A 25,531-nucleotide genomic window follows, 5' to 3' on the forward strand; every position below is an offset into this window, starting at 1 on the left:
CCGCCCTCCGCTCCGCGCTGCGCACTAAATCAGGGATCTGGGTCGAATCTTGGGCCATGATTCGACCCAGATCCCTGATCCAGTGCAAAAAAGGGGGCAGGGCCGGGGGGCGTCAGCCGGCGGCGCGGTCGTAGACGTCGCGCATCGCGGCGGCGTACCGGGTGGGGGTGTGCAGCAACGCCCGCTCCCGGGCCGCCAAGCCGAGGCGGCGGGCCGCTTCGGGGTCGGTGAGCAGCTCGGCCAACGCCCGTCCGTAAGCCTCGGGAGTGGGCTCGGCCAGCCTGGTCGCGCTGCCCAGTGCCCCGGTCCGGTGCAGCTGCGCGTCGGCGAGCACACTCGGCACCCCGGCCAGGGCGGCTTCCTGCAGCACCAGCCCCTGGGTGTCGGTACGCGACGGGAAGGCGAAGACGTCGGCCAAGGCGTACGCGGCGGCGACCTCCTCGGGCGGGAGCTGGCCGGTGACCACCACTCGGTCGGCGACCCCGGTCGACTGGAGCAACCCGGCCAGCCACCGGCGTTCGTAGACCGCTCCGATGAGGACCAGCTGGGCGGCGGGCAGCGTACGCGTGATCGTCGCGAACGCCTCCAGTAACAGGTCGACGCCTTTCTCCCGGTTCACCCGACCGACGAAGAGAACGACGAGTCCATCGTGGACACCATGACGGCGGCGGAACTCCGCGATGTCCTCCCCCGACGGCGTACGCGGGGCGACCCCGGCGGGGACGAGGAAGATCCGCTCGTCGGGGACGGGCAGCCCGCCGCGGGCGAGCACGGCCGGCGTCGGGACGACCACCGCCGCCGCGTCGTCGAGCAGCAGCCGGTTCAGCCCGTCGATCGCCGCGTGCCGCCGGGACCGGGCCGGATCCGGGTTCGGCGGTTCGACGCCGATGCGGTTGGCGTACCAGGACAGGCCCAGTTCGATCGCACGCGCCGGAATCCGGTACGCGTCCGCGTACGCGTACAAGTCGGTGTGATAGCTGTGGACGAGCGGCAGGCCGAGCCGTCGCGCGGCGATGGTCCCCAGCAGACCCATAGGGCCGGGCGTGTGCACGTGGATGAGGTCGGGCCGCCACGCCGCGAACCGTTCGAGGTGTACGCGGCGCGGCCACCCGCCGAGCCGGAGGTCGGCGACGCCGCACGGCACCGAGCCGAGCGTGAGCAGCTCCGGGCACGGATTCTGGGACCGGTGCCGGGGCGCGACCGTCACGGTCTCACAGCCGTCCGCCGTGAGCGCGTCGCACAGGGTTCGCAGCGATGTCACCACCCCGTCGCGGCGCGGGAGGTAGGTGTCGGTGAAATGGGCGACCCGCTGAACCCTGGCGACCACCGGTACCGGGGCGATGAGCTGCTGCGTCATGTCGCTTTTGGTACGGGTTCCCGGCGTTGTGCGGGTAGCGCGCAAGTGTGCGGCGGCGAAACTTCTCGCATCGTCCTTCCCGTCAGATCATGGATGTGCAGGCTTCCGGGACCCGAGGAAGCCTGCACATCCATGATCTGGGCCTAACGGGCGGGGATGCGGCTCTCGGTGAGGGCGAGCGTGACGCTCACGAGCGCGCCATCCCGGTCGTACGTCGGCTCGATGCTGAACGCGTCGGCGATCCGCCGCACCGTACGCAGCATCGCGGTGTTCTCGGCCTGCGTGTGCACCAGGATCGCCGCGAACTCGGCCGGGCGGGCCAGCGAGATCAGCCGCCGCAGCAACGCGGTGCCGAGACCGCGACGCTGCCAGGCGTCCGCCACCAGCAACGCCGCCTCAGCGATCTCTCCCTCGCCCACCAGGTTGGCGAGGGCCACGACCCGACCGTCCGAGTCGACCGCCACTAGCGCGCAACCACGCTGTGGCTCCAGCAGCCGAAGCAACTGCGCCGCCGTCGGACCCCGCGAACCGCTGAGATAACGGCGGTACAAGCTCTCCGGCGAGCACCGCTCGTGCAGGGCGACCACCTCGTCCAGGTCGGCCCGGGTCGCCGGGCGCAGCAGCAGTTCGGCGCCATCCGGCAACAGCAACGTGGCCTGGGCCAACTGCGTACGCGTCACCTGCCCGGCGACGTCGGCCAGCGCCTGCGCCCGCGCGAACTCGGCCGGCGTGAACACCGGAGTGGACCGGGTCAGCACCAGCGTCCCCCCGTACGGATCGGCCACCGTCAGCTCGCTCGACGAAAACCGCTGCTGCTCCCGGGACGGCCGCCAAGCGACCTCGCAACCGAGGAGCCCGCCGAGGGTCTCCCCCAGGTTCTCCGGAGCGGCGATCAGCCGAGCCGCCTGGCCGAGCGCCTGCGTCGGCGGATCGACCAGCCCATGTGCGTCCGCCGGGCTGATCCAGGCATCCCGGCCCCGGCCCTTCTCCACCGCCGCGCGCAGATCAGCCTCCATCAACCGGTCCGGGGCGTCGATCAGAAAGTCGTCGACCGCGCCCGCCTCGGTCGTGTGCACCTGCACCGCCAGAATGTTCACCGACCGCAACGCCAGACTGGCGGTCAGCACCGCGAGATAGCCCGGCCGATCGTCGATCGTCGCTCGCACCCGCCACAAGGTCATCGCCGCCCCCTCGCAGGGATTCGTCACCTCGGAGCCGCGTCGCTCCCCTCCCCTAAACCCTCATGGTCCGCTGTTACACCCCGGTTACCAGGGGAAATCGCCAAGCTGCTGTGCTTGATCTCACCCAGAGGCCGATTCGTTCCCGGATGGGGCGGTCACGTCGCTCGTCCCCACTGCGGCCGCCCGGCCCTGCGCCTTCGATTCGCTGCCCGGCAGCCCGGCGGGGCGGGTCACTTCGCGACGGGTGGAGCGGAGACGAGGTCGAGCTGGTCGCCGAGGACCAGGGCCGCCGCGCGGACGAGCTGCGCGATGCGGTCGACCTCAGTGGCGTGGAACGCGGCCGCGACCGGAGCGGGCAGCGCCTCCGCGTCGACCGTCACGATGCCGAACGAGGGCTCCGGCTCGGGCGGCATCTCCACCCCGCCCCGGGCGACCACCAGCACCAGTCCGGCGCGGCCGAACGGGGCTACGGCGTACCGGGTGCCGTCGGGGCCGGTCAGCGCCCGCGCTCGCAGCGGCGTCACCTCCGGCAGCCGGGGCGCTTGCGGCGCACGCCAGCTGGCATGGGCGACGGCCGGCTCGGCGCGGCCGATCGACGCGCTCAGCGCGGTCAGGCCCTCGGTGCCGCTGCCGTTGCGGACCGCCCAGTCGGCCGGGACCACCAGCACGGCGGCCCACTCCGCAGCGAGCAGGGTCGGAACCGCGTCGACCAGCGTGCCCAGTCCGTCGAGCGGGTTCACGACGATCTGCGCGAGCAGCTCGGCGTCGTTGCCGCCGTGCACGGGCGCTCCGATCGCCTGCCACACCCCGTCCACGCGTACGCCCGGCATTGCGCCTAGGCCGGCCAGCAGACGGCGTACGCTCGCCCCGCTGGGCCAGACCACGGTGAAATCGTCCACGGCCCGGCCGCCCGCCCGCTCCAGCACGACGACCTGCACGATGTCGGCTCCCGCGACGCCCAGCGTCCGGGCCACCTGGCCGAGGGAGCCGGGGCGATCCGGCAACGCCACCCTGATCCGCAGCAACATGGCGCATATTCTCGCGCCCGCTCGTTTCAGGACAGTTGCGACACTGTGTCCCAGGCTGGTTGGCACACGCGTGTCTGCGAGCCTGGACACGTTGATCATGCCGTTGGGGAGTTGATCAGGGCGGCACGGACACGACACGCCGGTCGATCACGACCGATAGTTCATGATCACGCACAAAGACCCCGGGGAGGGCGGGGTCAGGTGGAGGCGCGGTGGACCAGGTGAGTGTCCAGGAGGACCGTGCGCGGCGGTTCCTCGCCGCGGATGAGGTCGACGAGCATCCGGGCCATCTGCCGGCCCATCTCCTCGACCGGCTGGAAGACGCTGGTCAGCTGCGGTTCGGTCTGCCGGGCGATGACGGAGTCTTCGAAGCCGACCACGGCGACGTCGCGGGGGACGACTCGGCCGGCTTCGCGCAGCGCCCGGAGGGCGCCGGCTGCCATCAGGTCGGAGGCGGCGAAGACCGCGTCCAGCTCCGGTACGCGAGACAGCAGTCCCCGCATGGCGTCGTATCCGCTGGCCTCGGTGAAGTCGCCCCGCGCGATGAGCTCGTCGCGTACGGGGAGGTTGGCCTGCTTGAGCGCCTGCTCGTAGCCGGTGAGCCGGTCGACACCGGGCGAGATGTCGGCCGTACCGGCGATGGTGGCGATCTTGGTGCGGCCCGCGTGGATCAGGTGTTCGGTGGCGATCCGGCCGCCGCCGACGTTGTCGACGTCGACGTAGTAGCCGTCGCCGTCGGCCGGGCGCGGCGCGATGACGGCGGGCAGCCCGCGTTCGGCCAACAGGTCCGGCAGCGGGTCGGCGTAGTGCAGCGAAAGCAGCAGTACGCCGTCCACGTGCTGGTCGGTGAGGTGGTGTTCGACGCGCTGCCGCTCGGCCGGCGACTGAGCCATCGCCAGCCAGAGCTGCAGCTGCGTCTCGGACAGGGCGGCGCTGATGCCGCGCAGGATCGCCGCGAAGAACGGTTCGGCGAACAGCCGTTCACCGGACTCCGAGACGACCAGCGCGACCGAATCCGTACGCTGGGTGACCAGCGCGCGGGCCGCCCGGTTAGGCACGTATCCCAGCTCGGCGATCGCCTTCTCCACCACCGCCCGGGCTTCCGGGCTGACCTGTGGCGAACCGTTGACGACGCGCGACACCGTCCCGCGGCCGACGCCTGCGTGCGCGGCGACCTGGTCGAGCGTGGGGCGCCCGGCTGACCGGGCGCGCGGGGAACGTGCCATAACCGTGAACTCTACTTCCCGGTACCGTCGGCGGTGATCAGCGAGTTCGCCTGGATCACGTCGGCGTACCACGAGGCGCTCGCCTTCGGCGTGCGTACCTGCGTGGTGTAGTCGACGTGGACCAGGCCGAACCGCTTCTCATAGCCCCATGCCCACTCGAAGTTGTCCAGCAGTGACCAGGCGAAGTACCCCGCGAGCGGGATGCCCTCGCCGATCATGCCGGCGACCTCGGCGAGGTGCCGGCCGATGTAGTCGATCCGCTCCGGGTCGGCCACCGCGCCGTCGGCCCCGATCTCGTCCGCGTAGGCCGCGCCGTTCTCGGTGATGTACAGCGGGATCGGCCCGTACTCCTGGTGCACCCGGCGCAGCAACGCGGTGAGCCCCTCGGGGTCGATCTCCCAGCCCATCTGGGTCACCGGCAGGCCGCGCCGGTGGAACTCCACCTGCTCGCTGCCCGGCCAGGCGCCGCTGTGCGAGTCGGTCTCGCCCGAGCCCGAGGGGCCGGACACGACCTGACGGCTGTAGTAGTTCACCCCGAGGAAGTCCAGCGGGGCGCTGGTCACCGCGAGGTCGCCCGGCCGCACGAACTCCAGATCCGTCAGATGCGCCACGTCCGCGGCGACGTCTTCCGGGTACGCGCCCCGCAGCACCGGGTCGAGGAACACCCGGTTGCCGACGCCGTCGATGCGGCGTACCGCGTCGAGGTCGGCCGGCGACTCGGTGTGCGGCAGGAGTGAGTGCAGGTTGAGCGTGAGCCCGATCCGGGCGTCGGCGTCGGTGCGCAGCGCTCGGACGGCCAGGCCGTGCCCCAGGTTGAGGTGGTGCGCGGCGGCCAGCGCGTCGACCGGGTCGGTACGCCCAGGGGCGTGGTGCCCGTTGCCGTAGCCCAGGTACGCCGTGCACCACGGCTCGTTGAGCGTGATCCAGTGCTTGACCCGGTCGCCGAGCGCGGCCTGGGTCAGCGCGGCGTACTCGCCGAACCGCTCGGCGGTGTCGCGGTTGGGCCAGCCGCCCGCGTCCTCGAGTTCCTGCGGCAGGTCCCAGTGGTAGAGCGTGATCCAGGGCTGGATGCCCTGCTCGAGCAGTTCGTCGACCAGCCGCGAGTAGAAGTCGATGCCGTCCGGGCTGACCGGACCCCGGCCGTGCGGCTGGATCCGCGACCACGACGTGCTGAACCGGTACGCCTTCAGCCCGAGCTTGGCCATGAGGGCGACGTCCTCGCCCATTCGGTGGTAGTGGTCGCACGCCACGTCGCCGGTGTCCCCGTTGACCGTCCGGCCGGGCGTGTGGCTGAACGTGTCCCAGATGGAGGGGGTGCGACCGCCTTCGGTGACGGCCCCCTCGATCTGGTACGACGCGGTCGCCGCACCCCACAGGAAGTCGGCCGGAAAGTCGGAATTGCTGGTCACGCCTTCAGAGCACCTTCCATGATGCCGCCGATGATCTGACGGCCGAACACGATGAACGCCGCCAGGAGCGGCAGGATTGACAGCAGCGTACCCGCGAAGACCTGCGCGTAGTCGTTGTAGTACCCCGTCGAGAGGTGCTGCAGCGAGATCTGCACGGTCGGGTTGGACGGGTCGCCCATGGCCAGCGAGGCCCAGAAGAACTCGTTCCACTGTGCCATGAAGGTGAACAACGCCAGGACGGCGATGGCCGGGCGGAGCGCCGGAAGCACCACGCTCCAGTAGATCCGGAAGGTGTTGCAGCCGTCGACCCGAGCCGCTTCGATCAGCTCGTCCGGCACGGACTGGCTGACGTACTGCCGCATCATGAACACGCCGAACCCGTTGACGAGGAACGGAACGATCACCGACGGCAGGTGGTTGGCCCACTGGAGCTTGGCCATCATCATGTACAGCGGCACCACACCGAGCTGCGCGGGCACCATCATGGTGACCAGGATCGACAGCATCAGCGCGTTGCGGCCGCGGAACCGCAGCTTGGCGAAGGCGAACCCGGCGAGCGTCGACAGGAACACGACCGAGACGGTGAGCGTCAGCGAGATGATCGCCGAGTTCACCATGCCCGTCATGAACGCCGCGTTCTCGTTCGACAGCAGCCGGCCGACGTTGTCGCCCAGGCTGCTGCCCGGGATCAGGGGCGGCGGCACCGAGCTGGTCGCGCCTTGCTCACGGGTCGCCACGACGATCATGTAGTACAGCGGGAAGATCGACAGGACGACCGTCGCCAACAGCATCACGAAGGTCAGCGGGGTCGCCTGGAAGACGTCCCGGCCGCGGCGCCGAGGCTTCGCGGCGGGCGGGGCCGGCGGACGGTCGACGGAGACGGCGGTCATTTCTTGCCTCCACGCTTGCCGGAGGACTCCAGCCGTGCGGTGATCAGGTAGTTCACGCCGCTGAAGATGAGGATCAGGAAGAAGAGCAGCCACGCGACGGCGGCCATGTCGCCGTACTCGAACTTGTTGTAGAACTGCTCCATCAGGTACATCGTCACGGTCTGCGACTGGCGCAGCGTGCCGCCGAGGAAGGCGCTCGCTCCCCCGGTGAACAGCAGCGGCTCGGCGTACAGCTGGAAGCCGCCGATGGTCGAGATGATGACCGTGAAGATGATCGTCGGCCGCAGCATCGGCACCGTGATCGACCAGAACTGGCGACGCGACGACGCGCCGTCCAGGGCGGCGGACTCGTAGATGTCCTTGGGGATCGACTGCATCGCGGCCAGGTAGATCAACGCGTTGTAGCCCATCCAGCGCCAGTCCACCATGGTCGAGATGGCGAGCCAGGCGGTCCATTTGTGCGCCTGCCAGTCGATCGGGCTGACCCCGACGAAGTGCAGCAGCCAGTTGATCAGGCCGAAGTCGCGGGCGAAGAGCTGGCTGAACAGGATGGCGACCGCGGCGACCGAGGTGATGTTCGGGACCAGTACGCCCATCCGCAGCCACATCCGCCCGCGCATCCGCTTGTTCAGCGCGTTCGCCAGCATCAGCGCCAGCAGCAGCTGCGGGATCGTCGACACCACGAAGATGCCGATCGTGTTGAAGACGGCGTTCCAGAAGTAGTTGTCGCTGAGGATCTTGACGAAGTTGTCGAGGCCCACGAAGGTGTGCGTGTCAGCGCCCACCTCCCAGTCGTTCAGCGCCACGTATCCGGTGTAGATCAGCGGGAAGAGCCCGAAGATCCCGAAGATGACGAAGAACGGAGCGATGTAGACGTAGGGCGAGGCCTTGGTGTCCAGGCGGCTCCAGCGCGACGCGCGTACCAGGAAGGACGACGGCGAGCGGGGGGCCCGGCCCGGCTGCGGGGGCACTTCGGCCGAGTGTGCCGGAGTAGTGGTCGGCAGGCTCATGGTGACTCCAGGAAGCTCGGCGCCGGTGCGCGGCCGAGACCGCGCACCGGCGCTGGCTGGCTAAGCCGCTTACGCGGCCTTCTTGCCGTCGGCGACCGCCGTCGTCCAGGCGGCGTCGGACTTCTTCTGACCCTGCTCGACCGAGCGGAGCGCGTTCTCCACCGCCGTACGCACCGGGACGTTCTTCGCGCCCAGGTAGACCGGCTTGAGAGCCTTCGCGCTGGCGCCGTAGATGGTGCCGGTCGGCGCGTTGCTGAAGTAGTCGTTCACCGCGGCCTTGACCGCCGGGTCGTCCAGCGCCTGCGGCGAGGACGGCAGGTTGCCCTTCGACTTGAAGGCGGCGATCTGGCCGGCCGGGTTGGTCAGGAACTTGGCCAGCTCAGCGGCTTCCTTCTGGTGCTTGCTCTGCTTCGGCACGGACAGCCAGGAGCCGCCCCAGTTGCCGCCGCTGCCGGGGACCGTGGCGATGTCCCACTTGCCCTTGCCCGCGTCACCGTTCTGCGAGGTGATGTACCCGGTCATCCAGGCGGGGCAGGCGATGGTCGCGAACTGCGCGTTCTTGAAGCCCGCGTTCCACTGGTCGGTCCAGGCCTGGAGCTTGGCCGACAGGCCCGCCTCGAGGATCTTGTTCGAGATGTCCCAAGCCTTCCGGACGGCCGGGTTGGTGTCGGTCACGTACGCGTTCTTCGTGTCGAAGTACGTGTAGCCGGTGGTGTTGCCGGCCTCCTGCATCAGGATGCTGTTGTAGGTGTTCGTGACCGCGTCGATGAAGCCGGCCTTCGGCACCCTGGACTTGAACTGCTTGCCGACGTTGATGTAGTCGTCCCAGGTCGGCCAGAGCTTGGAGACCTCGTCGCGGTTGGTCGGCAGGCCGGCCTGCTTGAACAGGTCGGTGCGGTAGCACATCGCCATGCCGCCGACGTCGGTGCCGAGACCGATGAGCTTGCCGTCGTCGGTCTTGGCCGCCTCGTACTTCCAGGGCAGGAAGTTGCCGGACAGGTCCTTGGCGCCGTACTCGTTGAGGTCGACGAAGGCGGAGCCCTTCGACTTCATGTCGATGATCATGCCCTCTTCGATGGCGATCACGTCGCCGAGGCCGCTGCCGGCCGCGAGGCGCTGCGTCACCTGCTGGGTGTAGTCACCGAGCTGGCCGCCGGTGCCACGCTCCACGATCTTGATGTTCGGGTGCGCGGCCTGGTACTGCTTGTAGAGCTCCTCGTAACCGAAGTTGCCGAAGACGTCGACGTTCAGGGTGATCTGCTCGGTGCTCGAACCGGTGCCGTCCTTGTCGTCGCTACAGGCGGTCAGGCCGAGCGCTCCAATCGCAAGGACGGCGACCGCCGCGAGGGCGCGGCGGCGCGAGGTGACGCCCATCGATGACCCCTCTCAGGTCGTTTTCAGTGCAGGTGGGGGGTGGTGCAGACTGCCCGGGTTGTGGTCTGGACCACACCGCCGGGAGCGCTCCCATGAGATTGCCGTGACGTTACGGGGAAGTCAAGGGAGGGATGGGAGCGTTCCCAAGTTGTTATCCGGGTCTATCCCCGGCCGAGCAGCGCTTCCACGCTCAGCCGTGACGACGGCCTCCACCGACCGGGCTACGGCAAACGGGCCGAACGGCCCATGCCCGGGAGTGCACCGGGCAGTGGGCTCAGCGCGTACCTGCTAATGTCCGCCAACCTGAGAGGACAAGCGGTGCAGCTGACGACGGCTACGGCCGATTCGCGGGCCCACGAATCTCGGCCCAGCACGCCGGCGGGTGACTTCGCGGAGTTCGTGACCGCGCGGTCGGCCCGCCTGCTGCGCGTCGCGTACCTGCTCACCCGGGACTGGGCGCTGGCCGAGGATCTCCTGCAGTCCTCGCTGGCCAAAGCCTGGACGGCCTGGCGGCGTATCGAAGGCGATCCCGAGCCCTACGTCCGGCGGATCCTGGTGAACACGTACACGAGCTGGTGGCGGCGACGCTGGCACCACGAACGTCCCATCGGCGAGCTGCCCGAACAGGCCGCTCCGGACGAGCACCGCGGCTACGACGACCGCGACCAGCTCGCCCGCGCGCTCGGCCGGCTGCCCCGGCAGCAGCGCGCGGTCCTCGTCCTGCGCTACTACGAAGACCTCTCGGAGGCCCAGATCGCCGACGTGCTCGGCATCTCGCCGGGCACCGTCAAGAGCCACGCGGCCAAGGCCATCGCCAAACTCCGCGTCGACCCCGGGCTCACCGGTCTCCAACCGGACTCCGAGCCGCCCGCCGGCGCCGCCCGCCTCGCCGCCGTCCAGGACCGGATCCAGCACGCCCGCCAGCGTCGCATCGTCTCGATCGCCTCGGTGTGCGCGGTGGTCCTGGCGCTCGTCCTCGGGTACGCCATCAATCCGGCCCACAACGTGGTCCCCGCGCCGATCGCGTCCGCGACGTCGCGCCTGATCAACGGATTCCCCGAGTACGCCCTGGGCAACCGAGTCGTGGCGACCGGCACCGCGACGGACGAGACGACGCCGACGAAGCTGTCGTGGGTGGCCTCCACGAGCGACTTCTCCGTCTACATGCGCTGCCGGGCCTCGGCCGCGACGTACATCCGGGTCACCTTCGAGACCACCAGCGGCCAACTGGGCCAGATGGGGTGCGACGCCACTCCGGACGGTCCGCGTACGGGGATCGGCACGGCGATCGCCTGGCCGACCGAGAACGTGATGAACGCCGGGGTCACCGCCGGGGCGTACGTGGTCATGACCGTCAGCCTGGCGATCACCAAGCGCCCGGCCCCCGCCGATGTCGTCGTGGACGTCGCCGTCGGCGAACGGATGGCCTGGTCGGACTACCCGTTCCCGGCGAAGCCGAAGGTCCTGCAGGAGCTGGACTCCAACCGGCTCGACCAATCGCCCAAGGCGCTCGAACTCCGGCCGCCCGCCGCCGATGCGAGTCAGACCGTGAAGACAGTCGGCCTCACGTGGGGGACCCAATACAAGATCCACATAAGTCAGCGAGCGCCCGGCATACTCCGGCTGATGGTGGCCGGGGTGGAGGTGATGAGCTGCGGCAACTGGAGCTGGGAGACCGGCGGCTGCGGGTACACCCTCGATCCGAAGGACCCCGACCTGCTCGCCAAGCTTCCAGCCCTGAGGCCGGGCGAAGAGTTCGAGATCGCGATCGTGCCCGAACACGTCTCGGCGGACTGGGCGGCGTGGATCGCCCCGGAGGAATAACCCGGCAAACGGCCCGGAACTCCCTACAGTGGAGCCATGGACCAGGGCGCGTTCGGCGAGGCCGACCAGGGCGGCGTACGCCTGCCGGGGCGCCACCCGGGCGATCCGCTGCGCCAGATCTGGCGGCGCATCGCGTACGCCGTCCTGATCCTGGCCGCCGTCGTCGTCATCGTGATGCTCGACCGGGACGGCTACAAGGACGCGAACCGGCCCGAGCTGACCTGGCTGGGCGCGTTCTACTACGCCACCGTGACCCTGTCCACGACCGGCTACGGCGACATCGTTCCGGTCAGCGACGCCGCCCGCGTGGTGAACATCTTCCTGATCACGCCGCTGCGGGTGGCCTTCCTGGCGATCCTGGTCGGCACCACGTTCGAGGTGCTCACCCGGCGTACGCGAGAACAGCTGCGCCGTAGCCGCTGGAGGTCCACCTTGATCGAGCACACCATCGTCGTCGGGTACGGCACGAAGGGGCATACGGCGATCCAGACGCTGCTGGCCGACGGGTCGCCGAAGACGGCGTTCGTCGTCATCGAGCGTTCGACCAACCTGGCCGAGGAGGCCAACCGGGACGGCTTCGCGGTCGTCGTCGGTGACGCCACCCGCAGCAGCGTGCTGCGCAAGGCGGCGGTGGAGACGGCCGAGCGCGTCGTCGTCGCGACCGACCGGGACGACACCGCTGTGCTGGTCGCGTTGACCGTCCGCCAGATCAACCAGGGGTGCACCATCGTCGCCTCGGTCCGCCAGGCCGAGAACGAGCCGCTGCTGTTGCAGTCCGGGGTGGACGCCGTCATCACCACGTCCGAGGCGGCCGGCCGGCTGCTCGGGGTGGCCGCCCGCTCCCCCGCGATCAGCGAGGTCTTCAACGACCTGCTGATCCACGGCGCCGGTCTCGACCTGGTCGAACGCCCGGTCAAGCCGGAGGAGATCGGGCGTACCCTCCGCGAATGCGCGGAGCCGGTGATCGCCGTGCTCCGAGGCGGGCACGCACTGCCGTACGGCCAGGTCACCACGTTGCAGACCGCCGACCGGCTGGTCCTGGTCACCTCCCCCTGAGGGACGCCTGCCCGCCGCTTCCGCAAGATCGTCGGCCGCCGACGATCATCGCGCTCCAGCGTCCAAGATCGGCGGCCACCGACGATCAACGCGCTGTGAGCCCCACGAACGGCGGCAGCCGACGATCATGGCCGCGCCAACCCGCAAAATCGGCGGCCACCGACGATCACGACCGTGCGACCTGCGGATAATGCGAGCGTGACGATCGACGAGGAGTTGCTGCGCCGGTATCCGCGTACGGCGGGGCTCCGGGTCAATTTCGTGACCAGCCTGGACGGGGCGGCCGCCGTCGACGGGCTGTCGACCGGCCTGTCCAGCGTCGCCGACAAACAGGTCTTCCGGCTGCTCCGGATGACCTGCGACGCGCTGCTCGTCGGGGCCGGCACGCTGCGCGACGAGGATTACCGGCCGCTCACGCTCGACCCCGAACGACGGTCCTGGCGTCTGGCGTCCGGGCTTTCGGCGTATCCCCGCTTGGTGATCTTCAGCCGCATGCTGGCGCTGGACCCCGGGCATCGCGCCCTCCGCGAGGCTCCGGCCCGGCCCCTGGTGGTGACGCCCGCCGATCCGGGCGACCACCCGCTGCGCGAGGTCGCGGACGTGCTGGTCGCGGACCTGAGCGAGGCGCTGGCCCGGCTGCGCGCCGACGGGCTCACCCACCTGCTCTGCGAGGGCGGCCCGACCCTGCTCGGCGCGTTGACCAGCGCGGACCTGGTCGACGAGCTCTGCCTGACACTGTCGCCGGTGCTCACCGGGCCCGGCGCGACCCGGATGACCGTCGGCCCCGAGCATCCATCGAGACCAATGCGCCTGATCCACGCCATACCCGCTGACCAGGCACTTCTGCTCCGGTACCGTCGCGCGCATGATTGACCTGGGGGAGATCGGTCCCGAGGAGCCGCCCGCGCCCCGGCCACGCGTGGTCCGCGCCTGGCTCGCGCGGCACAAGCGGTGGGTCGCCGCCGGATCCGCGCTGTTCCTTCTCGCCATCAGCTTGTACGCCGTCCTCCCCGGCCTGCTCCGGAGAGAGCCGACGCCGCAACCGTCGCCCACGCCGATGAAACGGATCGAGGGCTTTCCCGAGTACGCCAACGGCGCCCGCGTGGTGGCCGCCGCCAGCGCTCCCCTCGCCGCGACCGAAGCAGCGCTGACCTGGACCGTGACCGAGTTGGGAGTCACTATTTTCGATCGCTGCGAGTTCCTCGCCGCGGACGGCACCCAGCTGAAGGCGCAGTTCATGGTCAGCGGCGACGTCTGGTGGGAGTCCAGCTGCGGACCGGACGGCGGGACCGGCGCGAGCCGCTACGGAGCCGAGGCGTGGACGACGCACGGGATCGAGATCGGCGACACGGTCCGGATCACGATGCGAATCGGCGGGGCCACCCGGTTCGACGCGGCGACGCAGAAGACGATCGACGCCGAGACGCCCCACGTCGGCACCATCGGCGTGGCGATCGGCGTACCGGTGCCGTTCGAGGAGTATCCGCTGCCGGCGCGGCCCAGCACGCTGCCCGTGTTACAGCTCCCGGTCAACGGCGACGGCGGCGACGGCTCCTCGCGGTCCTACCTGCGCAGCGACGCGGACGCGCTGGAACCGATCACGGTCGACCTCGTGTGGGGGTCGTACGACCTGTCGATGTCGTCCGCCACGCCCGGCGCCCTGCACGTGACCATCGACGGCGTCACCGTCACCGACTGCGAAATCTGGTCCTACGAGGGCGACAGCTGCGGGCTCGGCTGGACGATCGGCGACCCGCACGGCTTCGACTGGCAGTCCCAGATAACCGCGCGACCAGGGGAAACAGTGCGCCTGACCATCACGCCCACCCATGTCACCGGGCCGTGGGGCGTACGCATCACACGATCCTGACCTCCCCTGAACGGGGTCCCTCTCCTGTCGCGCACACGACTCGGCACCCTTGCGTACCGGGGTCTTGTCGCAGGATGCCGTTAGGGTCTGAGGGCGTGAGCTTCCCCGCGCACTCCCCCGGCGACCAGACCGGCCCCGGCAGTCCCGTCGGCCGCGTCCTCGGTACGCAGGACGCCAGCCCGCTGACCTTCTGGGTGGCCGTCGGCTCCGACGCCTACCTGCAGCTCGACGACGTCGTGGTGACCCAGCGCGACCTGCCCGATCGCGGCACCGTCACGATCTCCGGCGTCGTCACCGCCGTCCGCGCCCGGCACGAGGGCGCCGCGTTCGAGTCCGACGTCTTCGCCATCGCCGACGGCATGCTGCCCGCGATGGTGCAGGAGGCGGCCGAGATCACGGTGACCCGGGTCGAGCCCGAGATCTACGTGCCGCCCGCGCCGGGCGCGGTGGCGTACCGGGCGCACGGCGAGACCCGTGACGCCGCGCTGAGCTTCGACCGGATGCAGCGGCGGCTGCCGATCGGCATCGGCCGCGACGGCGCGCCGCTGTACCTCAACACCGACTTTCTCGACGGCAGCCGGGGCGCGCACGTCAGCATCTCCGGCATCTCCGGGGTCGCGACGAAGACGAGCTTCGCCACGTTCCTGCTCTACTCCATCTTCACCTCGGGCGTGCTGGGCTCGAAGGCGGAGTCGGCCAACACCAAGGCGCTCATCTTCAACGTCAAGGGCGAGGACCTGCTCTTCCTCGATCACGAGAACAACAGGCTCGACGAGCCGACCCGGGAGGCGTACCACAAGCTGGGCCTGGACGCGGGGGCGTTCAAGCAGGTCACGGTGTTCGCGCCGGCGCGGGCCGGGGACCCGTCCGGCAGCCCCGACGTGGCGAGCCGGCTGACCGGGGTCGACCCGTTCTACTGGACGCTGAGCGAGTTCACCGAGCAGCGCCTGCTGCCTTATGTCTTCGCCGACGCCGACGACGAGCGCCAGCAGTACACGATGGTCGTCCACGCGGTCGCCGCCCACCTCGCCCGCGAGGCGCAGCCGGCCGGGGGCGGGATCAGCCTGGACGGCACCCGGCTCGGCAGCTACGACGATTTCGTGGATTACATCGTCGAGCAGCTCAACGACGACGAGACCCGATCCACCTGGGCGGGCAGCTCGGTCGGGCTCGGCACGGTCAACGCCTTCGCCCGCCGCCTGATCTCCAGCAAGCGGGACCTGTCCCGGCTGATCCGCGGCGACCTGCCCGGCGGCCGGGCGCACCAGATCAGCACCGCCGACGCCGGTCAGGTGACCGTGGTCGACCTGCACAACCTGCCCGACCGGGCGCAGCGCTTCGTCGTCGGTGTGACGCTGAAGACGGAGTTCGAGCGCAAGGAGAAGGCGGGCACGGCCAAGCCGCTGCTGTTCGTGGTGCTGGACGAGCTGAACAAGTACGCACCCCGCGACGGCACGAGCCCGATCAAGGAGGTGCTGCTCGACATCGCCGAGCGCGGCCGGTCGCTGGGCGTGATCCTGATCGGCGCCCAGCAGACGGCGTCGGAGGTCGAGCGCCGGATCGTGTCCAACTCCGCGATCCGGGTGGTCGGCCGGCTCGACCCGGCCGAGGCCTCGCGACCCGAATACGGCTTCCTGCCGCCCACCCAGCGGCAGCGGGCGCTGCTCGCCAAACCGGGCACGATGTTCGTGGCGCAGCCGGAGATCCCGGTCCCGCTGGCCGTCGAGTTCCCGTTCCCAGCCTGGGCCACCCGGCCGTCCGAGGCGGGCGCGGCCCCCCGCGCCACGCTGGCCAGCATGGTCAGTGCGACCGACCCGTTCGCGGTGGTCGGCTCGACACGCGACGGTGGCATCGACGACGACGAGATCCCGTTCTAGCAGCCGGAGAGGGCTCTGCCGTGAAGATCCTGCACACCTCCGACTGGCACGTCGGGAAAGTCCTGAAAGGACAGCCGCGGGCCGAGGAACAGCTCACCGCGTTGGCCTCGGTCATCGAGGTCGCCCGCGGGGAGCGACCCGACCTGATCATCGTCGCGGGCGACCTGTTCGACACCGCCGCTCCGACGCCCGAGGCCCAGAAGATCGTCTACCGGGCGCTGGCAGCGCTCCGGCGACTCGCCGAGATCGTGGTGATCGCCGGCAACCACGACAACGGGCCGGCGCTGGACGCCCTGCGGGTGTTCGCCGAGTCGGAGAACCTGCACCTGCGCGGCCGGGTCTCCGACAAACCGGCGGACCACCTGATCACCGGGGTGACCCCGGGCGGCGAGCCGTGGCGCTGCATCGCGCTGCCCTTCCTCTCCCAGCGGTACGCCGTCCGCGCGCTCGACATGTTCGAGCTGACCCAGGCCGAGGCGCACAGCACGTACGCCGACCACCTGTCGCGCCTGCTCGAGGCGATCGCGGCGGAGAGCTTCACCGACCCGAGCGCGGTCAACCTGGTCACCGCGCACCTGACCGTCGTCGGCGCGGCGATGGGCGGCGGCGAGCGGGAGGCGCACACGATCCTCGGCTACGCCGTCCCCTCGACGGTGTTCCCGCCGAACACGCACTACGTGGCGTTGGGCCATCTGCACCGGGCGCAGACGCTCCCCGGGCACTGCCCGGTCCGCTACAGCGGCAGCCCGTTGCCGGTCGACTTCGGCGAGGAGGAGAACCCGCCGTCGGTGACGATCGTCGAGGCCACCGCCGACACCACGGCGCTCGTCCGGGAGGTTCCGCTGCCGTCCGGGCGGCGGCTGCGTACGCTGCGGGGCACCCTGGAGCAACTGTCCGAGATGGACCCGGGCGACGACTGGCTGCGCGTCGTGGTGAGCGAGAAGCCGCGCGCCGGGCTGCGCGAGCAGGTGCAGGAGATGCTGCCGCGCGCCCTGGATATCCGGATCGATCCGGCGATGCTGGAGACGAAGCACCCCGACCGGCCGGCTCGGGCCGAACGGTCACCGGTCGCGTTGTTCGCCGACTACCTGGCCGACCGTGGTCATGACGACCCCGCCACTCAGAAGCTCTTCGAGGAGCTTTACCAGGAGGTGAGCTGAGTGCGCCCGCTCCGGCTGGACCTGCGCGGTTTCGCGATCTTCCGCGAGCACACCGTCATCGACCTGACCGACGCCGACTTCTTCGCGCTGGTCGGCCCGACCGGCTCGGGGAAGTCCACCATCCTCGACGCGATCTGCTTCTCGCTCTACGGCCAGGTGCCGCGCTGGAGCGGCAAGACCGTCGTGAACGCCCTCGCGCCGTCCGGAATCGAGGCGGCGGTTCGGATGATCTTCGAGTCCGGCGGCCGCCGCTACGCCGTGACCCGGGTCGTCCGGCGGGACGGCAAGGGCCGGGTCGCCACGAAGCAGGCGGGGCTGCAACTGCTGCCGCCGACGTTCAACGTGGCCGTGCTCGACGGGGACGAACCCGTCGAAGAGCTGGGCCAGACCCTCGCCGGTACGCCCGTCGAACTGGACGCGGCCGTGGCCGACGTCGTCGGGCTGCCCTACGACCAGTTCATCAAGTGCGTCCTGCTGCCGCAGGGCGAGTTCGCGGCGTTCCTGCACGCCAAGCCGGCCGAGCGCCAGGAGATCCTGGTGAAGCTGCTCGGGCTGGAGGTCTACGAGCAGATCCGCGAGAAGGCCGCCGAGCGGGACAAGGCCGCCGCCCATCAGCTCTCGGCGACCGAACGGCTGCTCGCCGACCTCGCCGCCGAGTCCGACGACGGACTGCTGGCCGCCGCGCAGGAGCGGGTGGACGCCGTCGAAGCGCTCGCCGCCCGGGTGGTGGCCGAGGCGCCGGGGTTGTCCGCCCTCGACGCCCAACGCCGGGCGGCGGTCGAAGCGCTGGCCGTGGTGGACGGGCGGCTCACCGCGCTCGGCCGCATCGCCGCACCCGCCGACGCCGGGGCGTTGGCGACGGCTGGGCAACAGGCCAAGGCCCGGCTCGCCGGTGTCGCGGACGAGCTGACCGCGGCCGAGGAGCACGAGGAGAAGGCGCGCGCTCGCCTCGACGCGACCGTCGATCCGGCCGACGTAAAGCGCACGCTGGACGGGCTCGCCCGGCTCGCCGCGCTGCGCGCCCGGCAGGGCGACGGGGCGACCGCCTTGACGCAGGCCGACAAGGCGCACACGGCCTCGATGCGTACGGTGGAGCAGGCGACGAAGCTGGCGAAGGGCAAGGCCGACGAGGTCGTCCACGCCCAGCACGCACTGGAGGAGGCGCGCAACACCGACCGGGTGGCGGTGCTGCGGCCGTTGCTCCAGGTCGGGCACGCCTGCCCGGTCTGCGAGCAGTCGGTAGCCACGTTGCCCGCACAGCGCGAGGTCGGGGCGACCGTCGCCGCCCAGGATCGGCTGAAGCGCGTACGCGCCGAGGCGGAGAAGGCCGACCGTGATCGGCAGACCGCGGACGACGCCGCGCGGGAGACCGATCGCCGGCTGGCCTCCATCCGCGCCCGCAAGGAACAGCTCGACCAGGAGATCGCTCAGCTGGCCGAGGTGCTCGCCGGGGCTCCCGAGGAGGCGGAGCTGCACGCCCAACTCGCCGCGCACGCGCAGGCGAAGCAGGCGCTGGACCGGGCCGGGGCGGCGCGGCGCCGTGCGATGGAACAGCAGCGCGCCGCCTTGGCCGAGGTGCAGCGGGTCGACGACCGGCTGCGGGCCGCCTGGCGGATCTTCGACACCGCCCGCGACTCGGTCGCCTCCGTGGTGCCGGGCGGACCGGTCGTCGCCCCGCCGCCGGTCGACCGTGAGGACCTGCAGGCGGCCTGGGCCGGGCTCGCCGAGTGGGCGAAACAGGCCGGTCAACAGCTCACCGCGCTGCGGACGGAGGCCGATCAGGCCGCCCGGGAGGCCACCGCCAGCGAGGAGACGGTGCTCGACCGGATCCGGGACTGGTTCGACGAGGCCGAGGTCGCGATGCCGCGCGAGATCGCCGGGCTCGACCGCGCGGTCACCGTCGCCGTCGAGCGCGCCGCCGCCGCCCGCGACAAGATCCTGGACGCTCGCAAGCGGGCCGACGATCTGCGGAAGCAGCGCAAGCAGATCGAGACCGAGCGAGCCGTCGCGGCGACGCTGGCCCAGCACCTGAAGGCCAACAACTTCGAGGCGTGGCTGCTCGAAGAGGCACTGGACGCCCTGGTCGCGGGCGCCTCGGAGATCCTCCGGGAGCTGTCGGCCGGGCAGTACGACCTGATGCACCGCAATCGTGAGTTCTTCGTGGTCGATCATCACGACGCCGGGCTCACCCGCCCGGTGCGTACGCTGTCCGGCGGGGAGACCTTCCAGGCTTCGCTGGCCCTGGCGCTCAGTCTGGCCGATCAACTGGCCGGGATGGCGCACGCGGCCAGCCTGGATTCCATCCTGCTGGACGAGGGGTTCGGCACGCTCGACTCGTCCACACTGGACGTAGTCGCGGCGACGCTGGAGAATCTCGCCGCCCGGGGCGATCGGATGGTGGGTGTGGTGACGCATGTGGCCGCGCTCGCCGAACGCATTCCGGTCCGTTTCGAGGTACGCAAAGACGCCCGCACCGCCCGAGTGGACAGGATAGGGTAGAAATCTGGCTATGAGCTTCCACGTCGATGCATGGGACCCGTCCTACGGCGCCAGCCTCGACGCGTCCGCCCCTGGTCCGGCCGACGGACTCGACGTCGAGGTCGAGCTGCCCGCTGAGCAGTGGCGACCGCTCGACGCCCCGGCCGGGCTGAAGCCGCCGGCGACCGTGCTGATGGTCGACGGCGTACGCCGGATCGACGCCCGGATCTGGACGGCCGGGATCGGCGGCACCCCGCCGTCCCCCGGGCTGGCCTGTTCGTACGCCGCCGGGGTCGTCCGCTGCGCCACCGGGACCGCGACCGTCGCCGCCGCCACCGTCGAACGCTCGATCTTCACCTCCGCCGCCGATCAATCCGATGTAGACGCCGGGACCACGGTGCGCTACAAGACCGTCCGCATCGAGGGCGCGCAGGACGCCGACCTGATGGCGGCGATGCAGACCGCCTTGATGCAGCTGGAGCAGCGGACGACCACGGACGTGCTCGCCACCCTCAGCGGGGGCGACGAACTGGTCGTGGTCGACGGCCCACTACGTGGACCGGGCGCGCCGCCTCGCGTCATCGGGTACGCCAAGACCCAGCAGAAGCAGTACCTGCCCGACCATCTGCTCCCGGTAGTCGGAGCGCTGTCTCCCGGGCAGCGCACGCCGGTCTTCCGCATCGGCGGGCGCTGGAGCCGATACACCTGGTACCTGCGTCAGCCGGGCGGCATCCCGATCCCGTGGTCGGGCGTCGTCCGCCTGGAATGCTCGGCCGAACTGGCCCCGGCGCAGGCGATCGAGCTGGCCGAGTTGTCCTGCGTCACCCTCCCCCGGTACGCCTCCAGTGCCGTCAAGGATCCGCGCGCACCCCAGCAGCTCGTCCCGATCGGAGGGCTCGAACAGCGGCTGCGCCGGATGCTCGGCGACACCAAGCTCCTCCAGCGGGCCCTGGCGGCTGCGTCCGCGCGGACGTGACCAGGCACAATACAAAGGTGCTAGAGAGACGGCTGGACCTGCCCGCGAGGTACGACTTCGCGGGCACCCTGGGTCAGCTGTCCATGGGCACCCATGATCCGTGCCGCCGGTTCATCGACGGCGTGTTCTGGCACGCCGCGCGTACGCCGGACGGCCCGGGTTCACTGGGGCTGCATCGGGACGGCCGGGCCGAGGCGTACGGGCCGGGCGCGGAGTGGCTGCTCGACCGGGCTGACGCCGTCTTCGGCCTACGGGACGATCTGGGCGAGTTCCGGGCACTGGCTCAAACCCATCCGGTCGTCGCCGACTTGGCGCACCGGCATGGGGGTCTCCGGCTGCCGGCGACCGGGCAGGTCTTCCCCCACCTCCTCCGCGCGGTATGCGAACAGAAGGTCACCGGCAAGGAGGCGTACCAGGCGTACTCCGCGATCGTGCGGCGCTTCCGGGAGCCCGCGCCAGGCCCGCATCCGACCTTGCTGCTGCCGCCGTCGGCGGAGCAGGTCGGCTCACTGCGCTACTACGACCTCCACCCGCTCGGGCTGGAGCAACGGCGGGCGGACACGTTGCTGCGCGCCGCGCGTACGCCGTGGCCCGACCGCGAGCCGGAGGCGACCGCTCGCCGGATGCTGGCCCTGGTGGGGATCGGGCCGTGGACGGTCGCGGAGGTCATGCGCAACGCGCACGGAGATCCGGACGCCGTCAGCGTCGGCGACTACCACATCAAGAACCAGGTGGCCTGGGCGCTGGCCGGGGAACCCCGCGCGACCGACGAACGGATGCTGGAGCTGCTCGAACCGTTCCGCGGCCATCGCGGGCGCGTCTGCCAGCTGCTGACCCGGGCCGGGATCGGCGCGCCGAGGTACGGTCCCCGCGCGCCGATCCGCTCCTTCCGCAGCTACTGACCGCCTCGCTCGCTGTTCGCCAGCTCGCTCTCCAGACGGTGATCGTCGGCAGCCGACGATCACCGCCCTAATGCCGCGATGAACGGCGGCAGCCGACGATCAACGCGGCGCGCACCTTCAACAACGGCGGCAGCCGACGATCAACGCGCCATTGGCCCCACGATCGTCGGCCGCCGACGATCACGAGCGCACGGATCCCCAAGATCGTCGGCAGCCGACGATCACCGCCCTAGAACCGCGAAGAACGGCGGCAGCCGACGATCATGACCGAATAGCCGCCCGTACGGGAACCGCCGCCAGGTCGGTCCGGCGACGCAGCAGCCACCCCCGCAACCCCAGGCAGGCGACGCCCGCGATCACCCCGAAGACGGCGCCGCCGAGCCAGATGAGCAGCGACCCGGCGAGGAGCGAAGCGACGAGCGGGGCCGCGACGGCGGCCAAGCCCTGCGTACCGCCCCACACTCCGAAGTAGACACCGCGGAGGTGTTCCGGCGCGATCATCGCGACCACCCCGGGGGCGGCGGTGAGGAAGGCGACCTCGCCGGCGACCCACAGCGGGATCGTGAGCGCGGCCTCGCCGAGCGAGCCGGACAGGCCGGTCAGGGCCAGCCCGATGCCGACCATCCCCGCGCCGAGCGCACACACCACCAACGCCGGCGTACGCAGCAGCCACTGCTGGAACAGCAGCTGGACGACGACCACCACGAGCGGGTCGAGCGCCAGGAGCAGGCCGTAGTCCAGGGGTGTCGCGCCGACCGAGCTGAACACGATCGGCAGGCTCACCATGCTCTGCATGTGGACCGAGTAGAACACCGCCGTGATCGCCGTGAAGCCGATCAGCGCGGGGTCTCGCAGCGCCGCCCCGAAGCCGACGTTGCGTGCGGACGTGCTGGACGACGCGGGCAGCCGGAGGGCCAGAAGTCCGAAGAGGACGTTGACGGCCGCGTTCACCAGGAACAGCACGAAGAAAGCACGTGAGGCGAGCAGCCCGCCCAGGACGCAGGCGACCATGCGACTGACGTTCATCACGAGGTAGAGCAGGCCGAGCGCCCGTTTCCGGTGGTCGCCCGGGACCACGTCGGTCAGGAACGCCTGTACCGCCGGGCGGTAGAGGTCGAAGGTGAGCCCGGTCGCGAAGGCCAGCCCGGCTGTCCACAGCAGACCCTGTGCCCCACCGATCGCCACGTACGCCGCCGCCGCCCCGAAAGCGCTGGAGACGATCACGAGGCGGCGGCCGAGCCGGTCGGCGAGCCAGCCGCCGAGCGGCATCGACAGCGTCCAGCCCAACCCGAACGCGGTCATCACGACGGCCGCCTGAGCCGCGGTGAAGTGCCGGTCGGCGACCAGCCAGAAGGTCAGGAACGGCACGGCGAAGAAGCCGAGCCGGGCCAGCCCGACGCCGCTCATCAAGCCCCAGAACGCGCGCGGAAGGCCGCCGAACCGGCGCTGCCACCATCCCATCAGACCTCGACCTCGATCTCGTACCGCTCGGTGACGAGGTCCATCAGCGCCAGCACTTCCTGCGGCGTGTCGCCGTGCAGCCAGGCGTACCCGGCCAGGCCGCCCCACTGTCCCGAGCCGGTCAGCCCGCCCTCGCCGCCGACCTGCGTCACGACGCTCGCGTCGACCACGCCCGGCTGCCGCAGCACCTCGTCCCGGCTCGCGATGTGCACGACCCGGCCCGGCGGGACATACGGCCCGGCCCAGCCCCAGACTCCGGGTTCCGGGCGAGGCTCGACCCGCACCGGCTCACCGGCCCCGAACTGTCCGAGCATCTCCGGCACGTTCACGTGGTACGCGTGGAGCAGCGCGTGTTGAATGCCGCCCCCGCCCGGCCGCGCGGCGATCTCCCCGAGCAGCCAGCGGCCTTCGGTGTCGAGGTAGATCTCGGCGTGTGTGAAGCCGTCGTGGATGCCGAGCGCGCGAGCGGCCTGTTCGGCCAGTTCGGCGACCGCCATGCCCTCCGGCGACGTCGGGTCGAGCAGGACCGAGCCGAGCGTGCCGCCCATGCCGCGAAGGGGCGGGACGTTGTAGCGGCCCGGGATCTGGTAGACGGAGTCGCCACCGGCCCAGAACGCGTCGCAGTGGTACTCGTTGCGGATTCGCACGAACTGTTCCACGACGAAGCCACCCTGGTCGTCGAGCGGCCGGAAGGCCGGCTCGGCCCGGAAGAACGCCGAGGCGTCCAGCCGCCGGGTGAAGATCTCCGCCCGCATCCGCTCCAGATCGCGACGGTCGCGGATGACGTGGGTGTTGGTCGAGCCGAAACCGGTGAGCGGCTTGACGACGACCGGAAAGCCGCCGAGTTCAGCGGCTGCCGCCGGGATCTCCGCGGCCTCGTGGACGACGCGGTGCGCCGCGACGGGTACGCCTGCCGCGTGCAGGACGGACTTCATGACGGCCTTGTCGGTGAACCGGACCGCCTCGGCGGTCGGCTGACCGGGCAGGCTCATCAGGTCGCGAAGGAAGCCGGCGGCGACCATCGCCCCCTCCCACAGCGTGGCGACGGCGTCGACCCGGCCGCGCAGGTCCCGGGCCAGCCCTGCCAGCTCGGTGAAGTCGGTCCAGTGGGTCACCGACCGGATCGGATAAGGCGGGTTCTGCGCGGCGCGCAGCGCGACGTTCGGCTTGGACAGGCAGACGATCACCTCGTGACCGGCGGCCAGCAGAGCCTGCTCCATCACCGCGGTGTGGTTGGACAGGACGAGCACCCTCATCGGTTCTCCCTCGCAGTTGGCACGTTCAGGGCAACCGCTAAAACATAATATGTTTTTGAGGATGAATGCCTCCCCCGTTCGTACACATGTTCGGGTAAGCTGAACGCTTCCGTTGCGGGACTTGGGGGGATACGCCTTGCTCTATGTGACGAGCGCCGTCCGGACACATGTCGTGCCGAAGGGAGCGATGCGGCGGCTGGCGTTGCGGTTCCCCGGAACGCTCACCGCGACCTGGTGGCCGGAGTCGGAGCGGCCGCTGCTGGTCGCCGAGGTCGAGGACCCGATCCTGGCCCGGCTGCGCCCGTGGTTCGCCCGGCAGCTCGACGACCACCTGGAGATCCCCCGCCACCCCGACGCCCACGTACGCTCGGGGCTGCGGCAGGCGTACCTCCATATCGGACACACGAGGGTCGGCCGGGCGGTGCTGGCCGAACGCCGCTGGCTGGCCGAGCCGTCGTGCACGGTGGGACTGCTGTCCAGCGGACTGACCAGCGACCGCTGGACGGTCGGGGCGCAGTTCGCGGTGCTGCTCGACCTCGGGCACGCGCTCGCCGCCGACGTGCCGATCTGCTGACCGGGCTGCCGGCTACGCAGCCGGCTCAGTCGGCGGCTTGGCGGTTCTTGAGGTCGTCCATCATCTCGACGTACTCCCGGCGTACCTCGTCGGGGTCGAGCGGGGCCTCGCGGTCCAGCCGCCACAACATCATCTCGATGAGAGCGTTGAGGTTGCGTCCCTCAAGCTCGGCCCGGGCCACCAACCGGGCCATGAGCCGGGGCGGCAGGCTGATCGAGGTGACTTCCTTCGCCTTGTCGCGGGCGGGCAGTTCGCCGGGCAGGTGGCGGGCCAACGCCTCGTCCAATGTGGGCGGCAGGCCGCGCTGTTCCAGCGCCTGCGGCGCGGATTCCGCGTACATGCGGGCCAGCTGTGCGCCCTTGCGACGGCGGAGGACGCCGAGCGCCTCGTCGTCGGTCACCGGGCCCCGCCCCGACTCGTACGCCAGCGCGCCGGTCTCGCCGGGCAGCGCCGACCCGTCCGGCACGGCCACGATGTACCGGGGATCGAGCGAGGTCGGATCGCCCGGCTTCAGCTGAACCTTGCGATACCCCTTGGCACGTTCCCCGTCCGCCATGCGGTCCATCCTATTCCCGTGATCATTGCGCCAGCCATGCTGCTTCACTCAGCGAGATGTCCGCCG

Annotated in this window: 21 protein-coding genes; 10 read left to right on the forward strand and 11 right to left on the reverse strand. The window is 70.7% G+C overall.

Translation table 11 applies throughout. From position 1 onward, the window contains the following. Nucleotides 1-112: 112 nt before the first annotated feature. The 8 genes from HDA40_RS15650 to HDA40_RS15685 form a co-directional block, all read right to left on the reverse strand. Nucleotides 113-1,357: a glycosyltransferase gene (locus HDA40_RS15650; RefSeq protein WP_253756391.1), complete on the reverse strand. Its 1,245-nt coding sequence runs from the start codon at nucleotides 1,355-1,357 to the stop codon at nucleotides 113-115. A gap of 143 nt (nucleotides 1,358-1,500) precedes the next feature. After that, complete coding sequence (locus HDA40_RS15655) at nucleotides 1,501-2,538, reverse strand: GNAT family N-acetyltransferase (RefSeq protein WP_253756393.1); 1,038 nt, start codon at nucleotides 2,536-2,538, stop codon at nucleotides 1,501-1,503. A gap of 230 nt (nucleotides 2,539-2,768) precedes the next feature. After that, the gene (locus HDA40_RS15660) at nucleotides 2,769-3,566 is read right to left on the reverse strand and encodes an ACT domain-containing protein (RefSeq protein ID WP_253756395.1); all 798 of its coding nucleotides are present in this window, start codon (nucleotides 3,564-3,566) and stop codon (nucleotides 2,769-2,771) included. A gap of 197 nt (nucleotides 3,567-3,763) precedes the next feature. Next, the gene (locus HDA40_RS15665; RefSeq protein WP_253756397.1) at nucleotides 3,764-4,792 is read right to left on the reverse strand and encodes a LacI family DNA-binding transcriptional regulator; all 1,029 of its coding nucleotides are present in this window, start codon (nucleotides 4,790-4,792) and stop codon (nucleotides 3,764-3,766) included. A gap of 11 nt (nucleotides 4,793-4,803) precedes the next feature. Beyond that, a complete protein-coding gene (locus HDA40_RS15670) occupies nucleotides 4,804-6,201 on the reverse strand; it encodes a GH1 family beta-glucosidase (protein ID WP_253756399.1) in 1,398 nt (465 codons plus the stop codon). Continuing rightward, nucleotides 6,198-6,992, reverse strand: a complete 795-nt coding sequence (locus tag HDA40_RS15675) for a carbohydrate ABC transporter permease (RefSeq protein ID WP_253763639.1) — start codon at nucleotides 6,990-6,992, stop codon at nucleotides 6,198-6,200. Before HDA40_RS15675 ends, HDA40_RS15670 begins: the two co-directional genes overlap by 4 nt. 95 nt (nucleotides 6,993-7,087) lie before the next feature. Next, nucleotides 7,088-8,101 carry a carbohydrate ABC transporter permease gene (locus HDA40_RS15680; protein ID WP_253756401.1) on the reverse strand — a complete coding sequence of 338 codons (1,014 nt, stop codon included), beginning with the start codon at nucleotides 8,099-8,101 and terminating at the stop codon, nucleotides 7,088-7,090. Between the two features lie 69 nt (nucleotides 8,102-8,170). Then, entirely contained in the window at nucleotides 8,171-9,475 is a 1,305-nt protein-coding gene (locus tag HDA40_RS15685) for an ABC transporter substrate-binding protein (RefSeq protein WP_253756403.1), read from the reverse strand. Between the two features lie 318 nt (nucleotides 9,476-9,793). On the opposite strand from HDA40_RS15685, the gene HDA40_RS15690 reads away from it, so the two are divergent. From HDA40_RS15690 to HDA40_RS15730, 9 genes are all read left to right on the forward strand, one after another. Beyond that, nucleotides 9,794-11,299 carry a SigE family RNA polymerase sigma factor gene (locus HDA40_RS15690; protein ID WP_253756405.1) on the forward strand — a complete coding sequence of 502 codons (1,506 nt, stop codon included), beginning with the start codon at nucleotides 9,794-9,796 and terminating at the stop codon, nucleotides 11,297-11,299. 36 nt (nucleotides 11,300-11,335) lie between these two features. Then, nucleotides 11,336-12,355 carry a potassium channel family protein gene (locus HDA40_RS15695; protein ID WP_253756407.1) on the forward strand — a complete coding sequence of 340 codons (1,020 nt, stop codon included), beginning with the start codon at nucleotides 11,336-11,338 and terminating at the stop codon, nucleotides 12,353-12,355. Nucleotides 12,356-12,553: 198 nt separating this feature from the next. Further along, nucleotides 12,554-13,228, forward strand: coding sequence for a dihydrofolate reductase family protein (locus tag HDA40_RS15700; RefSeq protein ID WP_253756409.1), 675 nt, complete (start codon nucleotides 12,554-12,556; stop codon nucleotides 13,226-13,228). Then, nucleotides 13,221-14,225, forward strand: a complete 1,005-nt coding sequence (locus HDA40_RS15705) for a hypothetical protein (protein WP_253756411.1) — start codon at nucleotides 13,221-13,223, stop codon at nucleotides 14,223-14,225. Before HDA40_RS15700 ends, HDA40_RS15705 begins: the two co-directional genes overlap by 8 nt. 95 nt (nucleotides 14,226-14,320) lie before the next feature. After that, nucleotides 14,321-16,102 (forward strand): ATP-binding protein, encoded by a 1,782-nt coding sequence (locus HDA40_RS15710; protein ID WP_372502870.1) that lies wholly within the window; start codon nucleotides 14,321-14,323, stop codon nucleotides 16,100-16,102. Nucleotides 16,103-16,122: 20 nt separating this feature from the next. Next, nucleotides 16,123-17,262, forward strand: coding sequence for an exonuclease SbcCD subunit D (locus tag HDA40_RS15715; protein ID WP_253756415.1), 1,140 nt, complete (start codon nucleotides 16,123-16,125; stop codon nucleotides 17,260-17,262). Further along, on the forward strand, nucleotides 17,263-19,761 hold the full coding sequence (locus HDA40_RS15720; protein WP_253756417.1) for an AAA family ATPase: 2,499 nt from the start codon (nucleotides 17,263-17,265) through the stop codon (nucleotides 19,759-19,761). It abuts the gene before it with no gap. Between the two features lie 10 nt (nucleotides 19,762-19,771). Beyond that, nucleotides 19,772-20,716 (forward strand): hypothetical protein, encoded by a 945-nt coding sequence (locus HDA40_RS15725; RefSeq protein WP_253756419.1) that lies wholly within the window; start codon nucleotides 19,772-19,774, stop codon nucleotides 20,714-20,716. 17 nt (nucleotides 20,717-20,733) lie between these two features. Beyond that, the gene (locus HDA40_RS15730) at nucleotides 20,734-21,618 is read left to right on the forward strand and encodes a DNA-3-methyladenine glycosylase family protein (RefSeq protein WP_253756421.1); all 885 of its coding nucleotides are present in this window, start codon (nucleotides 20,734-20,736) and stop codon (nucleotides 21,616-21,618) included. Nucleotides 21,619-21,879: 261 nt separating this feature from the next. Here HDA40_RS15730 and HDA40_RS15735 read toward each other — a convergent pair whose 3' ends face one another. Both HDA40_RS15735 and HDA40_RS15740 read right to left on the reverse strand, forming a co-directional pair. Further along, the gene (locus HDA40_RS15735; RefSeq protein WP_253756423.1) at nucleotides 21,880-23,079 is read right to left on the reverse strand and encodes an MFS transporter; all 1,200 of its coding nucleotides are present in this window, start codon (nucleotides 23,077-23,079) and stop codon (nucleotides 21,880-21,882) included. Beyond that, nucleotides 23,079-24,335 carry an ATP-grasp domain-containing protein gene (locus HDA40_RS15740; RefSeq protein WP_253756425.1) on the reverse strand — a complete coding sequence of 419 codons (1,257 nt, stop codon included), beginning with the start codon at nucleotides 24,333-24,335 and terminating at the stop codon, nucleotides 23,079-23,081. The genes HDA40_RS15735 and HDA40_RS15740 overlap by 1 nt, the downstream gene beginning before the upstream one ends. A gap of 136 nt (nucleotides 24,336-24,471) precedes the next feature. Between HDA40_RS15740 and HDA40_RS15745 the strand changes: the two genes are divergently transcribed. Then, complete coding sequence (locus tag HDA40_RS15745) at nucleotides 24,472-24,909, forward strand: hypothetical protein (protein ID WP_253756427.1); 438 nt, start codon at nucleotides 24,472-24,474, stop codon at nucleotides 24,907-24,909. A gap of 25 nt (nucleotides 24,910-24,934) precedes the next feature. Here HDA40_RS15745 and HDA40_RS15750 read toward each other — a convergent pair whose 3' ends face one another. Then, the gene (locus HDA40_RS15750) at nucleotides 24,935-25,465 is read right to left on the reverse strand and encodes a hypothetical protein (RefSeq protein WP_253756429.1); all 531 of its coding nucleotides are present in this window, start codon (nucleotides 25,463-25,465) and stop codon (nucleotides 24,935-24,937) included. Between the last annotated feature and the right edge of the window lie 66 nt (nucleotides 25,466-25,531).

The sequence above is a fragment of the Hamadaea flava genome (assembly GCF_024172085.1).
Lineage (GTDB): Bacteria > Actinomycetota > Actinomycetes > Mycobacteriales > Micromonosporaceae > Hamadaea > Hamadaea flava.

Excerpts from the sequence above, each read along its gene's own strand:
- HDA40_RS15650 (WP_253756391.1), bottom strand. The coding sequence starts at position 1,357 with ATGACGCAGCAGCTCATCGCCCCGGTACCGGTGGTCGCCAGGGTTCAG.
- HDA40_RS15655 (WP_253756393.1), bottom strand. The coding sequence starts at position 2,538 with ATGACCTTGTGGCGGGTGCGAGCGACGATCGACGATCGGCCGGGCTAT.
- HDA40_RS15660 (WP_253756395.1), bottom strand. The coding sequence starts at position 3,566 with ATGTTGCTGCGGATCAGGGTGGCGTTGCCGGATCGCCCCGGCTCCCTC.
- HDA40_RS15665 (WP_253756397.1), bottom strand. The coding sequence starts at position 4,792 with ATGGCACGTTCCCCGCGCGCCCGGTCAGCCGGGCGCCCCACGCTCGAC.
- HDA40_RS15675 (WP_253763639.1), bottom strand. The coding sequence starts at position 6,992 with ATGCTGTTGGCGACGGTCGTCCTGTCGATCTTCCCGCTGTACTACATG.
- HDA40_RS15680 (WP_253756401.1), bottom strand. The coding sequence starts at position 8,101 with ATGAGCCTGCCGACCACTACTCCGGCACACTCGGCCGAAGTGCCCCCG.
- HDA40_RS15685 (WP_253756403.1), bottom strand. The coding sequence starts at position 9,475 with ATGGGCGTCACCTCGCGCCGCCGCGCCCTCGCGGCGGTCGCCGTCCTT.
- HDA40_RS15695 (WP_253756407.1), top strand. The coding sequence starts at position 11,336 with ATGGACCAGGGCGCGTTCGGCGAGGCCGACCAGGGCGGCGTACGCCTG.
- HDA40_RS15705 (WP_253756411.1), top strand. The coding sequence starts at position 13,221 with ATGATTGACCTGGGGGAGATCGGTCCCGAGGAGCCGCCCGCGCCCCGG.
- HDA40_RS15725 (WP_253756419.1), top strand. The coding sequence starts at position 19,772 with ATGAGCTTCCACGTCGATGCATGGGACCCGTCCTACGGCGCCAGCCTC.
- HDA40_RS15735 (WP_253756423.1), bottom strand. The coding sequence starts at position 23,079 with ATGGGATGGTGGCAGCGCCGGTTCGGCGGCCTTCCGCGCGCGTTCTGG.
- HDA40_RS15740 (WP_253756425.1), bottom strand. The coding sequence starts at position 24,335 with ATGAGGGTGCTCGTCCTGTCCAACCACACCGCGGTGATGGAGCAGGCT.
- HDA40_RS15750 (WP_253756429.1), bottom strand. The coding sequence starts at position 25,465 with ATGGCGGACGGGGAACGTGCCAAGGGGTATCGCAAGGTTCAGCTGAAG.